This window comes from Streptomyces odontomachi, assembly GCF_024435355.1.
Taxonomy (GTDB): Bacteria; Actinomycetota; Actinomycetes; order Streptomycetales; family Streptomycetaceae; genus Streptomyces; species Streptomyces odontomachi.
On sequence record NZ_JAMJWG010000009.1, the window covers coordinates 53,026 to 65,823 of the forward strand.

A 12,798-nucleotide genomic window follows, 5' to 3' on the forward strand; every position below is an offset into this window, starting at 1 on the left:
GCTCGCTTACGGAGCCCGGTCCCTTTACGGGGCCCGCTTCGCGTCGTCCCGCCCCTCCAGCCGCTCCTTCAGGTGCCGGTAGCTGGTGGGCGCCGTCTTCGCCGCCATCTTGCGGATGACGGGGACGAGTAGATCACCGAATCCCCGCCCCTCGAAGTCCAGCGTGAAGGTGACGCGTGACCGTGACCCGCCGTCGATCGGCTCCACGGTGACCGTCGCGTGCGGCCGGAACGCCCCGTCCACGCCGCGTGCCGCCCAGCGCCGCGGCGCGTCCAGCTCCGTCACTTCCTGCGTCATGGTGCGCGGCCCGCGCCCCATCCGCCGGGAGGTGACGAACCGCGATCCGACGGCCGGCGGACCGTCGCCCGCCAGCCGTACCTCCACCACGTCGTCCTGCCACTCCGGGAACCGGGTGGGGTCGGTGGCGTAGGCGTACACCTCCTCCGGCGGGCGTGCGACCTCTATCTCGGACACGAGCGGCGTCGCCATGGGTGCCCACTCCTTCCTGCTTGTCTGCGTCCTCAGCGCCATGACGAGTCAGGAAGGAGCGATGTGACGCCGCCTCTACGACGCACCGCTCGCCTCAGCCGCGGGTGTCCGCGACCACGTCCGCGATGAACGCGGCCCAGGCCGCGCCGTGGACGACGATCACCGGGCCGTCCGGGACCTTGCTGTCCCGGACGGGGACTATGCCGGGGTAGTTGTCGGCTACTTCTAGGCAACTGCCGCCGTTGCCGTCGCTGTAGGTGCTTTTGCGCCAGCGGGCGGCGCCGGGGAAGTCGTGGCCGACTTCTACGCAGCTACCGCCTTCGCCGTTGCTGTAGGTGCTCTTGCGCCAGCGGGCGGCGCCGGGGAAGTCGTGGGCGACCTCCAGGCAGGCCCCGCCGCTACCGTCACTGTAGGTGCTCTTGCGCCACTGTGCGGTGCTCAGTCCGTACTCGCGCATCGTTTGTGGTCCTCTGCTGCCGACTCGATCAGTGCCAGGGACGCCTCGGGTGACAACGCAGCGGCCCTGAGGAGATCGTAGAACTCCTGGACCCGCCTCACCACGGCCGGATCATCCAACAGGTTCCCTGAATACACCGCCTCGGTATAGGCAGTTGGTGGCGCTTCCTCGAATTCCATGAGCCACATCATCTTGCCCATGGCGGCATGCGCACCCGCTGCGAACGGCAGCACCTGCACCAGCGCGGCCTGCGAACGAATAAGGGCTATGACGTGCTGCAATTGCTCGGCCATGACAAGGGGACCTCCAACAGGGATGCGCAGTACACATTCGTGCATGATCACCCAGTACGAGGGCCTTGTGGTGCTCTTCAGAATATGACTGCGGTCGATGCGAGCCCGAACCGTCTCTTCGACGAACTCTTCCGTCGCGAACGGATTCTCCGCGCGGACAAGTGCACGCGCATAGGTGGGCGTCTGAAGCAGCCCAGGAACGACAGCCGGGGCGAAGTCGCAGATCTTCGTGGCGATGGCCTCAAGCTCGGCCGCAGCAGCAAAGTATTTTGCGTACCGTGAGCCGTCGATCAGCTTCCGGCACAGCCTCCCGAAAAAACCATCGGTTTGCAGCACCTCGTCGATCCGATCGGCGATGTCCACCTGCGGCTTCCGGATCGCCTGTTCGAACTGGCCGATGTACGCGCCGGACACGAAGACGCGCGCCCCTAACTCCACCTGCGTGAACCCCGCCTCCTCCCGCTGCCGCTTGAGTTCCGCGCCGAAGAACTCCCAGGCGGCCTGTCGGGAACCGGTGAAGTTGGGGTGGGAATTGTTGGCCATGGCTCAACTCCTTCTCTCAGCATGCCCGTTGCATGACGAGAACGCTTCCCGAGTGTAAGCACGCCACGTCATCATGGATAAGCCGAACGAATAAGTAATACGAAAGGGCGTGCGGTGAGGTCGGTTTCAGCATCGAATAGGCGACCGGGGCAACCATTCATGGATGCCGTGGCGGAAGCGGAAAACACGGTTCAGGAATTGCGCACCGCGCTGGCGCAAGCGGGAATTACCTTGCCGTCACTGGGCCTGGACCCGGTGACGCTCGTGCGGGAGCGGCCGACCCCGCTGGTGGAGCTGGGCCGCTGCACACCGGAGACGGCCCAGCGCCTCGTGCGGGCCCTGTCGCCGCAGGCGGAGGAGAACGGTGCGGAAGAGGACCGGACGGCGGGCGGCACCGCATGAAACCGAGCCTCCCCATGGGCAGCTACGGGTTCGACACGTCGTCGGGTCGTGTCGGCCAGGTCGTGGGTCTGGACGGCGGATACGTCCAGCTGCGTCCCATCGGCGGCGGCCGGGAATGGGACTGCGTCCCGGAGACCGTTCGCGAGGCGACGCAGGCCGAACGGCTGCGTGCCACCAACGCGCACGTCAACGCCCGCAGCCGCGGAGAGGTTCCGTGAACCTCGGTCGCCGGGTCAGTCGGTGACGAAGCGTTCCAGGAGTGCGCACAGCAGCTCCTGGTCGTCCTCTTCCATGCGGTCGAAGAGCCGGGCGGCCACCTCGTCGCTGATGCGTGCGGCGTCGGTGAACACCGCCCTGCCCTTGTCGGTCATCTCCACCGCGTGGGCGCGCCGGTCGACGGGGGAAGGGCGCCGTACGGCCAGACCGCGAGTCTCCAGGTCGTCGATCGTGCGCACCATGGCGGACTTGTCGCTGCCGGTGAGATCGATGAGTTCTCGCTGGCTGAGCGGCCCGTGTGTGCCGAGGTTGAGCAGGACGCCGTAGTGCCTGCCCTCGATGCCCAGGGGGCGCAGGGCCTCGGTGAACGTGCGCGCGGCACGGCGTTGGGCGAGGCGCAGCAGCGGGCCGATGCGTGCGGGACCGGTGCCGAGGGTGGGGGAGGGGGAGTCGGGCGGCTTCATCGGGCGCCATCATAGGGCAAGCCGAGATAGGTTCTTCTGAGTTAATCTCGTATGGCACTATCTTGCTCATGCCTAACTTGCTCATGCCGCACGTGATGGCGCGGCCCTGGACCTTGGTGCTCTTTCGGACCGTGGTGACCTGCGAGGCCGCTCTCGCACTCGGGCAGGCGGTGCTGGCCGGCAGTTTCCTGTCCGGTCACTACCAAGCCCTCGACCTGCACGCCCTCAACGCCACGGCCACCGGGCTGACCGCGGTGGCCCAGGTCGTCGCCGCACTGCTGCTGTGGCGACCCGGCGGCGGGCCGAGCTGGCCGATCCTGGCCGGTGTCGCGCTCTTCGGCGCCGAGGCGGGACAGATCTCCATGGGTTATGGGCGCGTGCTCGCCGTGCACATCCCGCTGGGCGTGACGATCATCGCGTGCACGTTCCTCATGCTCGTCTGGGCCTGGCGCCCGGCAGCAGACCTGGACAATGCTCCCGGGGAGCGGGTATGACCGGGCGCATCGCCAGACGCCGCCTGCTCGCCGCTGCCGCCGTGGGCGGCGGTGCGCTCACCGTGGGCGGATGGGCCATGGCCGGAAGGTCGCTGACGCCGGGCCAGCCCGGACTGCTGCTCGGCAGCCGGACCGCCCTGCCGCAGCCCTACGCGGTGCCGCTGCCCGTTCCGCAGGTGCTCGCGCCCACGCACTCCGGCAGTACGGCGGACGTGTACGAGATCACCCAGCAGACGGCCCGCCTGCGGATCCTTCCCGGGCTCGAGACCACCGCCTGGACGTACGGCGGCACCTTCCCCGGGCCCACCCTGGTCTCCCGTTCCGGCCGCAGGACGGTGGTACGGCACCGCAACGAACTGCCGCACCCGACCGTCGTCCACCTGCACGGCGGCCACACCCCGCACGGCAGCGACGGCTACCCCACCGCGCTGATCCTGCCGCGCGGCGGCACGGCCTCCGCCGCCGACGGCATGCCGAACATGCCGGGCATGTCCGAGGCGGCCGACCCGCGAGGCGACGCCACGGCCGAGCGGACCTACACGTATCCGATGCACCAGCGGGCCGCCACCCTCTGGTACCACGACCACCGCATGGGCTTCACCGGGGCGAACGTCTGGCACGGCCTCGCCGGCTTCCACCTCGTCCACGACGACGAGGAACAGGCACTGCCGCTGCCCCGCGGCGAACAGGACATCCCCTTGATGATCACCGACCGGGCCTTCGCCGCAGACGGGTCCTTCCGCTACCCCGCCCTGGACGCGGCCCAACACACACCCGGTGTCACCGCCCCCTACATGGACGGCGTCCTCGGCGACGTCATCCTCGTCAACGGGGCACCCTGGCCCACGCTGACGACCCAGCGCCTGCGGTACCGGCTCCGCCTGCTCAACGCGTCCAACGCCCGCCGCTACCGGCTGGCACTCGACCCGCCACCGCCGGGTGGCGGCGGACTTGTGCAGATCGGAAGCGACGGTGGCCTGCTGGAAAGGCCACTCGCCCACGACACCCTCGACATCGCCCCGGCCGAACGCTTCGACGTGGTCGTCGACTTCTCCCGCTACCGGCCCGGCACCCGCGTTCACCTGGTCAACGGGCTGGGCAGCGGCAGCACGGCGCACGTCATGCGCTTCGACCTCGCCGCCGCCCGGCCGCCGGCCGACGACTCACGCATACCCGACCGGCTCTCCGCGATACCCGCTCCGGCGCCGCAGCGGGCCTCGGTGACCCGCACGTTCCACTTCCAGCGGCGGGCGTCCACCGGTTGGACCATCAACGGGAGCCCCTACGAGCCCGGCAGGCCCCTGGCCACCGTCCGGCTCGGCACCACCGAGCGATGGCGGTTCGTCACCGACTTCCACCACCCCGTCCACCTGCACCTCGACCACTTCCAGGTAGCCGCACGCAACGGCCGCTCACCCGGCCCCCACGACGCGGGCTGGAAGGACACCGTGGACCTGCGCCCCGCCGAGTCGATGGAGATCGTCACCCGCTTCACCGACTACCCGGGCCGGTTCATGCTGCACTGCCACAACCTCGAACACGAGGACATGGCCATGATGGCCGACTTCGTGGCGGAGTGAACGTGCGTACCCGACTGCCGCCCGGAGCGGTCCGTCGGGGGCTCTCCGGTGGGGGCTCTCCGGCGGGGGCGAAAACGCAGATGGCCTCGGCGCGCCGGCTGTATAGAGTCGGTGCCGTGCCCGAGCTGAAGCGGTTGCGTGCTGACGATGCCCCTGCGGTGCTGGCCTTCGAGCGGGCGAACCGCGCGTACTTCGCCGCCTCGATCTCGGATCGTGGTGACGGGTTCTTCGAGGAGTTCGCCGACCGGTACAGCGCCTCGCTGGCCGAGCAGGAGGCCGGTGTCTGCGCCTTCCACGTGCTCGTTGCCAAGGACGGCTCGGTTCTGGGCCGGTTCAACCTGTACGACCTCGAGGACGGCACCGCTCGGCTCGGCTACCGGGTGGCGCAGCACGTCGCCGGTCGTGGTGTGGCGACCGCGACCGTCCGGGAGCTGTGCCGGCTGGCGGCCGTGCGGTACGGGCTGCGCACGCTGCGGGCGGCCACCTCCCGCGACAACGTCGCGTCGCAACGGGTGCTGACCAAGGCCGGGTTCGTTGCGGTGGGCCCGGCCGACCCGGTCGACGTCGGTGGTAAGGCCGGCACCTGGTACGAGCACGACCTGGTGCCCCAGCCGTAGACGGGCGACGGCACCCGGAGGGCCGAAGAGGCGGATTCGGCCAGTCTCATGGACGACCTCCTCGGCTTCCGTGTCCGTGTTCCCGCACATGCACGTGACCGTCGAGGGGATAGGCGGGTGGTGCCGCAGGCAGGATCCCCATCATCTCGTAACCGCACTTCTGGGCGACACGGCACGACGCCACATTGTCCTCCTGGTGCACCAGTTCCAGTCGCGTCAGCCCGTCATCGGCGAAGGAGGCGAAGGCCCAGTCCGTCACCGTCTGCAAGGCGCGCGCGGCCACTCCCCGGCCGCGCGCGTGGGCCGCGGTCCAGTAGCCGACCTCGGCGGAAGCGGAAGGAGCGCCAGGGACGCGGCGTTTGAGGACCACATGCCCCAGGATGCGCTCGTCGCGGTCCGGGCTCTGGGGCTGCACGATGGCGAATCCGAAGCGGTCACCCGTTTCCCAGCCCCGTTGCTGGCCCTGGACCCACCGTGCGGCACTCGCCTCGTCGTCGATGACGGCGTCCGTCCAGCGGCGCAGAGCGTCGTCCCGGTACGACTCGACCAGCACGGCGGTGTCTGCCAGTCGCCACGGGCGGAGGCGGAGAGCGGGGGCCGACGGTGTGGCGGCCACGGTGAGCCGGGTCTGAGCCGGTTCACCGATCGGGTGCAGAGTGCCGCCGTCCATGACCCCTCCATGTCGCTTTCCGTGTCGCTCGCACGTGTCCCTCCCCGCGGGGGGACTCAGTCTGCGGCAGCAGCCGGCCGGTGCGGCGGGCGGGGTCGGGACCTGCCGGGATCTCGTACAGGTGCAGCAGGTACCGGCACACGTCGGAGACCGTGCGGTCGCTCGATGCCGCGTTGCTTCGCGCAGTACGCCAATGCACCACGCTTCTACGGCTGGGACATGACGGACTGCTGGTCGGACGTCTACTGGCCGAGCGACGACGCCGCGCTCACCGACTCCATGTCCTACTGGGCCGAGCACGGCAACGAGTACCACCTCATCTACACGGCCGGTCCCTGTGCCCTGGCGGACCTGGAGTCCACTCTCGGGACCGGCACCATGGCCCACCTGCTCAAGACGTACGCACGCGACCACTGGTACGGCGTCTCCACCACCGCCGGGTTCAAGGCGGCCGCCCAGTCCGTGACGGACGTGGACCTGACCCCGTTCTGGGAGCGACACCGCATTCGCTGAACCTGCCATTCGGCGGACCGGCTGCCGCCGTTCGGACTTACTCGTCTAGGCCGGAGCCGGCTGGCGTTCGGGCGGCGGGGCCGCGAGATGGGTTTCGGCGAGCCTTCGGAAGGCGGCCACCAGGGTGTTGCGGTCGTCGGCGCGGGTGGCGAGTACCACCCTGGTGGGCTCGACGCCGTGCAGGGCGACGGCCTTCAACCCGGGGCGCAGCCGGTTGACGTGCTCGCCGGCCGGGATGATCGCCACGGCCTGCCCGGAGGCGATGAGTTCGATCTTGTCCTCGATGTCCTCGACGAACGGCCCTTCGGGTGCCGGGCTTCCGTCGGGCCGGGGGTCGATGCGCCAGAAGGCGTTGCAGTGCGGATCGGGCCCCTGCGGCAGGGGCTCGTCGACGAAGTCGTCGAGGGTGACGAACTCCCGGTCGGCCAGGCGGTGGCCGACCGACATCATGAGCGCTCGCGGCTCGCGGTACAGGTCGATCACGTGCAGGCCGGCGGCGTTCAGGGGCATCCGCGTCAGCATCGCGTCCACCCGACGGTCGAGCAGGGCGGGACGCGGCCGGTCGAACGCCAGGTGCAGGGTGCGCACGTCCGCTTCGGGGTGACGACGGCGCAGCTCGCTCACGGCCGGGGTGACGATGAGGTTCGTGCTGTACCCGACCGTGATCCGGCCGGGTTCGGCGGCGGCACGGGTGCGCGCCATCGCCTGGTCGGCGGAGCGCAGGAGGGCCCTGGCGAACGGGAGGAAGACCTCACCCGCCTCGGTGAGGTCGGTGCCGCGCGGCGAGCGGTCGAGCAGCCGGGCGCCGACCTGCTTTTCGAGGCTGCGGATCTGCCGGCTCAGGGAGGGCTGCGTGGTACGGAGGACTTCGGCCGCACGGCCGAAATGGCGGTACTCGGCGACGACGGTGAAACCGTGCACCAGTCGCAGATCGAGGTCCACCGGAGTCAGCGGCGAGTCGGGCATGCCCCGAGCCTAGACGAGTGAGTCCGAAGTCCCGCCTGCCCCGCCGCCGTGCGCCGGTGCCGGCGAGAGCAAGGCCGCCGGCCTGCGGTCATACGCGAAGCGTCATACCCGATGCGGAACATTCATTGGATCAGCGACGGGACCGGGACACACAATCGCGTCAGCGGCTCGACGCCGCTCCCTCACCCACTGAACGGAGTACCCCCGTGCCTGCACCTGCCGCCCTGATCACCGGTGGAACCAGCGGAATCGGCAAGGCAACGGCCGAGTTGCTGCACGAGCGCGGCTACCGGGTGATGGTCACGGGCCAGAACCCCGAGACCCTTGAGATCGCCAGGAAAGAACTCCCCGGCGACGTCGTCGTCTTCCAGGCGGACGCACGCTCCGTGCCCGATGCCGAGCGCGTCGCCGACGAGGTGCGCACCCGCTTCGGGTCGCTCGACACGCTCTTCCTGAACGCCGGGATCACCCGCCCGGCACCCGTCGAGGCGGTCGACGAAGCCACCTTCGACGAGCTGTTCAACATCAACGCGAAGGGACAGTTCTTCACCCTCCAGAAGACCCTGCCGCTGCTCGCCGAGGGCGCCTCGGTCATCTTCACCGTGGGCATCGGCGTGACCCGCGGCCTGGCAGGGAACAGCGTCACGGCCGCCAGCAGAGGGGCCCTGCTGGCGATGGTGCCCTCGCTGGCCGTCGAACTGGCACCGCGCCGGATCCGTGTGAACGCCGTGAGCCCGGGCGCCATCGAGACCCCGATCTGGGCCAAGTCGGGCATGCCACCCGAGATGCTCGAACAGTTCGCCGAGTCCGTCGCCACCCGCGTCCCCTTCGGGCGGTTCGGCACCGCACGCGAAGTCGCCGAGGTCGTCGCCTTCCTCGCCTCCGACGCCGCCGGCTACGTCACCGGGCAGGACATCGCGGTGGGCGGGGGCAGCGGAATCGGAGCGTGAACGGCGCCGGGCGGTCGGGAGACCGGGCGCCCGGCGCGACCTCCGGCGTGGCGTGCGGTGCGCTCCAGCGGCGGGCGTGGGCACGCACGCACGCCGCCCGTGGTCGCCCTGGTCAGCCGTTCGGTCGGCCGTCGGCGAAATGCCCCGGACGGCCGGAACCTCCGCGTCCGCCGGGCGGGGGCGGCTCGGACAGCGCCGTGTGCCGCAGCTGTTCGGCGAGCGCCGCGACGGCGGTCGACGAGGTCCGGGCCTTGGTGCCCCAGGCCAGCATCTGGTGGCGGCGTGCCCAGGGTTCCGCCAGCTCGCACACGTCGAGCGGGTGGTGGAGGTCGATGGCGCGGCGCGGGACCACGGCAAGGCCGACGCCGGCCGCGGCCAGCGCGATGAGGAGGTTGAGGTCGGCGACGGTGGTGCGGTGGCGCGCCACCGGGGCGTGCGGTCCGAGGCGCTTCTCGATCCAGCGCCGCAACGCGGTGCCGGCGTCCAGGCCGACGAGAGGGTGCTCGGCGACCTCGCGGTACGTCAGGGCGGTCCGTCCGGAGAGGATTCCGCCGGCCTGGCCGATCACGACGAGGGAGTCGTCGCCGAGCGGCTCCATGCGCAGCCCGCTGTCGCCGACCTCGTCGTCGACGACGACACCGAGGTCCGCCGCGCCGTCGGCGAGCAGCCGCACGGTCCGAGGGGTGCGGCTCTCGGACACCGCGACGTCGACTTCCGGGTGCGCACGGAGAAACGAGACCAGGGCCTGCGGTACCAGCCAGTGCATCACGGAACTGCCGCCCAGCAGGGTCAGCGGAGCCGTCGGGGGCCGGGTGTAGCTCGCGACGGCGCTCTCCAGCCGCGCGGTCTGGGCGAGCACGTCCCGTGCGTGCCGGGCCAGCGTCGTCCCCGCCGGAGTGGGCCGCACGCCCCGCCGGCCGCGGATCAGCAGCGCCACGCCGGCGTGACGCTCCAGGGAACGCACCCTCGCACTGGCCGAAGGCAGGCTCAGATGCATCCGGTGAGCGCCCGCCGTGATCGACCCCTCCGTCACGATGTGGAGGAAGAGCCGCAGGTCGTCCAGGTCATAGCGCACTCCCTCAGCCTATGTGCCAGCCTTAGGCTGGGTACATTCCTTACGCATTGTGAACACCCTGGTCACGGAGCGATGCTCGGCGTGTGTACCAGCTCATCTTTGCCCTCCTGGCCGGTGTCGGCGCCGGGGCGCTGAACGCGATCGGTGGCGGTGGCTCGTTCGTGGCGCTGCCCGCCCTCATCGGGCTCGGCCTGCCACCGGTGACCGCGAACGCGCTGTCGCGGATCGCGCTCGTGCCCGGCGCCGTGGTCAGCGCGTGGGTGTACCGACGTGACGTCACCCCGGTCGGGCCGACCTCCACGAAGGCGCTGACGACGACCAGCGTGCTGGGCGGTGGCGTCGGCGCCGGCCTGCTGCTGGCGCTGCCGGCGGCCTCGTTCGATGCCGTGGCTCCGTGGCTGCTCGCCTTCGCCACGCTGATCCTCGCCCTGGGGCGGCGCATCTCCCAGGCGCTGAACGCCCGGCTGGGCCGCTCGGTCGGGATGAGTTCCCGAGCCGTCCTGATCGGCCAGTTCGTCCTCGGCGTGTACGGCGGATACTTCGGCGGTGCCGTAGGCATCCTGATGATGGCCGTGTGGAGCATCGGCCTCGGCCTCGACATCGCGGCCAGCAACCCGATGCGGATCGCGCAGCTCGTGGCCATGTACCTCAGCGCGACCGCGCTGTTCCTCATCGCCTCGGACGCCCTGAGCGCCCCGCTTCTCCTGACCGGCACGCTGGTCGGCGCGCTGGCCGGGGGCTTCGCCGGTGCCCACCTCGCCCGCCGGCTCCCCTCCTGGCTGCTGCGGGGCGGCATCCTGACCACTGCGGCGACCATGACGGCGCTGTACTTCCTGCGTGGCTGACGGGTCCCCGGCCCGCGGACCGCCGCTACCCGGGACCCCGCTACGCGGCACGGTCGCCGCGGTCCGGGCTGGTCAGATACATCGTGGCCATGTCGGCGACCTGTTCGGCCCAGCGGTTCCAGGAGATGCCGTCGGGCCAGGCGTGCAGCGTGACCGTCCGGTGGATGCAGCCGGCGATGATCGTGCGGAACGCGACGAGCAGGGCGGTCATCGGTTCGGCACGGCGGATCTCGCCGAGGTGGGCGGTGGTCGCGTCGAGGAACAGTCGCTCGATGTGCTCCAGCGCCCGCCGGGACCGCTCGGACGACTCGGTGGTGCGGGCCTTGCCGACCACGTGGGGGATGACATGGGCACCGGCGGACATGCCGTCGGCCAGGGCCCGGGTGAACGCGTCGACGACCTCCGGCAGGCCCCCCTCGACGGTTTCGAGCGCGGTGGTGATGTCGTCTTCCATGCGGGTGAGCAGCCGGTCCTTGACCGCGTTGAGCAGTTGTTCCTTGCCCTCGAACCGGCGGTAGATCGCGCCGACCGACAGGCCGGCGCGGTCCGCGACGGCGGCCATGGTGAGCTCGTCGAACCCGGTGGCGGCCAGCACCTGCTCGGCCGCCACCAGGATGCGCTGCAACGCCGCCCGGCTCCGCGCCTGCTGCGGCGGACGAAAACCCAGCGATGCGTTTCCCGAAGTCACGGACCTGACGTTACCGGGGGTGGCCTGATCCTGGTAGCGGCGTGCGGCGCTTCGCCCTGTTCGTGCCAGTCGTGCCGGCGGTCCCGCACCCCTGACGTCCGAAAATGTGAATACGCATTTCGGTACAGCGGAGAATCGGCCACCGTAAGCACGTCAACTCCCCGGATGTACTGGGAGTTGAGCAGAGGCGTCCTTGACACGGCCGGCTCTCGCTGGTGGCATGGCAGGGCAGATAAATGATGAACGCAAGTTCATGTTCGCTTTCAGGCCGAATCGCATTCAGATCCCCTGTGTTGGGAGGCCGTTCATGGCGGAGAGCGTCACCGGTGGGCTCGTGGAAGCGGAGCTTCCGGTAGAGCGTGGGTGCCCGTTCGCGGCGCCGGACGAGTATGCGCGACTGCGTGAGCAGGCACCGGTCACCAAGGTCCGCCTGGCGGCCGGTGACGAGGTGTGGTGGGTGTCCGGGCACGAGGAGGGCCGGGCGATCCTGGCGGACCGGCGGTTCTCCTCCGACCGGCGTAGGGACGGCTTCCCGGTCTTCGACCCTGATCCGGCGACGCGGAAGCGGTTCCGTACGCAACCCCCGACGATGCTCAGCATGGACGGTGCGGAGCACTCCGCGGCGCGGCGCGCGGTGATCGGCGAGTTCACCATGAAACGGCTGAACGCCATGCGGCCCCGTATCCAGCAGATCGTCGACGGCTTCATCGACGAGATGCTGGCCGCCGAGGAGCACCCGGTCGACCTGGTGCAGGCGCTGTCGTTGCCGGTGCCGTCGCTGGTGATCTGCGAGCTGCTCGGCGCCCCGTACGCCGACCACGACTTCTTCCAGAGCCGCACCGCCAAGGCGATCCGCCGGAGCCTGCCGTCGAAGGTCCGCCAGCAGGCGTTCGACGAGCTGCGCGCCTACATGGACGACCTGATGACCCGCAAGGAGTCCGAACCCGGCGACGACCTGTTCAGCCGGCAGATCGCCAGGCAGCAGGCGGAGGGCACGCTGGACCACGAGAGCCTGGTCAGCATGGCCTTCCTGCTGCTGATCGCCGGGCACGAGACCACCGCGAACATGATCTCCCTCGGCGTGGTCGGGCTGCTGGACCGGCCGGACCAGCTGGCCCTGATCAGGAACGACCCCGGCAAGACGCCGATGGCCGTGGAGGAACTGCTGCGCTACTTCTCCATCGCCGACCTGGTCACCTCCCGCGTGGCCACCGAGGACGTGCGGATCGGCGGGGTGACCATCCACGCGGGCGACGGGGTCGTCGTCTCCGGCCTGTCGGCCGACCGGGACCCGGAGGTGTTCGCCAACCCCGGTGACCTCGACGTCGAGCGCGGGGCCCGTCACCATGTCGCGTTCGGCTTCGGCCCGCACCAGTGCCTCGGCCAGAACCTGGCCCGGATGGAACTCCAGATCGTGTACGACACGCTGTTCCGCCGCATCCCCACCCTGCGCCTCGCGGTGCCCGTCGACGACGTGCCGTTCAAGACCGACGCCGGCCTTTACGGCGTCTACCGGCTGCCCGTCACCTGGTGAGG

General features: G+C 70.2%; 17 protein-coding genes. 9 read left to right on the plus strand and 8 right to left on the minus strand.

All coding sequences use genetic code 11. The features are described 5' to 3' along the window. Window positions 1-24: 24 nt before the first annotated feature. From NQO67_RS19600 to NQO67_RS19610, 3 genes are all read right to left on the minus strand, one after another. On the minus strand, window positions 25-489 hold the full coding sequence (locus tag NQO67_RS19600) for an SRPBCC family protein (protein ID WP_255951364.1): 465 nt from the start codon (window positions 487-489) through the stop codon (window positions 25-27). Window positions 490-583: 94 nt separating this feature from the next. Continuing rightward, on the minus strand, window positions 584-946 hold the full coding sequence (locus tag NQO67_RS19605; RefSeq protein ID WP_255951365.1) for a DUF397 domain-containing protein: 363 nt from the start codon (window positions 944-946) through the stop codon (window positions 584-586). Next, the gene (locus NQO67_RS19610) at window positions 928-1,782 is read right to left on the minus strand and encodes a helix-turn-helix domain-containing protein (RefSeq protein ID WP_255951366.1); all 855 of its coding nucleotides are present in this window, start codon (window positions 1,780-1,782) and stop codon (window positions 928-930) included. Before NQO67_RS19610 ends, NQO67_RS19605 begins: the two co-directional genes overlap by 19 nt. Before the next feature lie 159 nt (window positions 1,783-1,941). On the opposite strand from NQO67_RS19610, the gene NQO67_RS19615 reads away from it, so the two are divergent. Then, the gene (locus NQO67_RS19615; RefSeq protein ID WP_255951367.1) at window positions 1,942-2,184 is read left to right on the plus strand and encodes a hypothetical protein; all 243 of its coding nucleotides are present in this window, start codon (window positions 1,942-1,944) and stop codon (window positions 2,182-2,184) included. Further along, window positions 2,181-2,402 carry a hypothetical protein gene (locus NQO67_RS19620; protein WP_255951368.1) on the plus strand — a complete coding sequence of 74 codons (222 nt, stop codon included), beginning with the start codon at window positions 2,181-2,183 and terminating at the stop codon, window positions 2,400-2,402. Before NQO67_RS19615 ends, NQO67_RS19620 begins: the two co-directional genes overlap by 4 nt. A gap of 15 nt (window positions 2,403-2,417) precedes the next feature. On the opposite strand, the gene NQO67_RS19625 is transcribed toward NQO67_RS19620, so the two are convergent. Beyond that, window positions 2,418-2,864, minus strand: coding sequence for a MarR family winged helix-turn-helix transcriptional regulator (locus NQO67_RS19625; protein WP_255951369.1), 447 nt, complete (start codon window positions 2,862-2,864; stop codon window positions 2,418-2,420). Between the two features lie 68 nt (window positions 2,865-2,932). On the opposite strand from NQO67_RS19625, the gene NQO67_RS19630 reads away from it, so the two are divergent. The 3 genes from NQO67_RS19630 (at window position 2,933) to NQO67_RS19640 (ending at window position 5,555) form a co-directional block, all read left to right on the plus strand. Further along, window positions 2,933-3,358 carry a hypothetical protein gene (locus NQO67_RS19630; RefSeq protein ID WP_255951370.1) on the plus strand — a complete coding sequence of 142 codons (426 nt, stop codon included), beginning with the start codon at window positions 2,933-2,935 and terminating at the stop codon, window positions 3,356-3,358. Next, window positions 3,355-4,938 carry a multicopper oxidase family protein gene (locus NQO67_RS19635; RefSeq protein ID WP_255951371.1) on the plus strand — a complete coding sequence of 528 codons (1,584 nt, stop codon included), beginning with the start codon at window positions 3,355-3,357 and terminating at the stop codon, window positions 4,936-4,938. Before NQO67_RS19630 ends, NQO67_RS19635 begins: the two co-directional genes overlap by 4 nt. A 116-nt stretch (window positions 4,939-5,054) precedes the next feature. Continuing rightward, the gene (locus NQO67_RS19640; protein WP_255951372.1) at window positions 5,055-5,555 is read left to right on the plus strand and encodes a GNAT family N-acetyltransferase; all 501 of its coding nucleotides are present in this window, start codon (window positions 5,055-5,057) and stop codon (window positions 5,553-5,555) included. Window positions 5,556-5,601: 46 nt separating this feature from the next. Here the strand turns inward: NQO67_RS19640 and NQO67_RS19645 are convergent, their stop codons facing one another. After that, the gene (locus NQO67_RS19645) at window positions 5,602-6,225 is read right to left on the minus strand and encodes a GNAT family N-acetyltransferase (protein WP_255951373.1); all 624 of its coding nucleotides are present in this window, start codon (window positions 6,223-6,225) and stop codon (window positions 5,602-5,604) included. 165 nt (window positions 6,226-6,390) lie between these two features. On the opposite strand from NQO67_RS19645, the gene NQO67_RS19650 reads away from it, so the two are divergent. Beyond that, complete coding sequence (locus NQO67_RS19650; protein ID WP_308295679.1) at window positions 6,391-6,738, plus strand: gluzincin family metallopeptidase; 348 nt, start codon at window positions 6,391-6,393, stop codon at window positions 6,736-6,738. A 45-nt stretch (window positions 6,739-6,783) separates the two neighbouring features. Here NQO67_RS19650 and NQO67_RS19655 read toward each other — a convergent pair whose 3' ends face one another. After that, on the minus strand, window positions 6,784-7,704 hold the full coding sequence (locus NQO67_RS19655) for a LysR family transcriptional regulator (protein WP_255951374.1): 921 nt from the start codon (window positions 7,702-7,704) through the stop codon (window positions 6,784-6,786). A 206-nt stretch (window positions 7,705-7,910) separates the two neighbouring features. Between NQO67_RS19655 and NQO67_RS19660 the strand changes: the two genes are divergently transcribed. Beyond that, window positions 7,911-8,654 carry an SDR family oxidoreductase gene (locus NQO67_RS19660; RefSeq protein WP_255951375.1) on the plus strand — a complete coding sequence of 248 codons (744 nt, stop codon included), beginning with the start codon at window positions 7,911-7,913 and terminating at the stop codon, window positions 8,652-8,654. A 112-nt stretch (window positions 8,655-8,766) separates the two neighbouring features. Here the strand turns inward: NQO67_RS19660 and NQO67_RS19665 are convergent, their stop codons facing one another. Then, the gene (locus NQO67_RS19665) at window positions 8,767-9,729 is read right to left on the minus strand and encodes a LysR family transcriptional regulator (RefSeq protein ID WP_255951376.1); all 963 of its coding nucleotides are present in this window, start codon (window positions 9,727-9,729) and stop codon (window positions 8,767-8,769) included. 83 nt (window positions 9,730-9,812) lie between these two features. Here NQO67_RS19665 and NQO67_RS19670 point away from each other — a divergent pair, with 83 nt between their 5' ends. Beyond that, on the plus strand, window positions 9,813-10,574 hold the full coding sequence (locus tag NQO67_RS19670) for a sulfite exporter TauE/SafE family protein (RefSeq protein WP_255951377.1): 762 nt from the start codon (window positions 9,813-9,815) through the stop codon (window positions 10,572-10,574). Window positions 10,575-10,614: 40 nt separating this feature from the next. Here the strand turns inward: NQO67_RS19670 and NQO67_RS19675 are convergent, their stop codons facing one another. Continuing rightward, the gene (locus tag NQO67_RS19675; RefSeq protein WP_255951378.1) at window positions 10,615-11,262 is read right to left on the minus strand and encodes a TetR/AcrR family transcriptional regulator; all 648 of its coding nucleotides are present in this window, start codon (window positions 11,260-11,262) and stop codon (window positions 10,615-10,617) included. A gap of 307 nt (window positions 11,263-11,569) precedes the next feature. On the opposite strand from NQO67_RS19675, the gene NQO67_RS19680 reads away from it, so the two are divergent. Beyond that, window positions 11,570-12,796: a cytochrome P450 gene (locus tag NQO67_RS19680; protein ID WP_255951379.1), complete on the plus strand. Its 1,227-nt coding sequence runs from the start codon at window positions 11,570-11,572 to the stop codon at window positions 12,794-12,796. The last annotated feature ends 2 nt before the right edge of the window (window positions 12,797-12,798 follow it).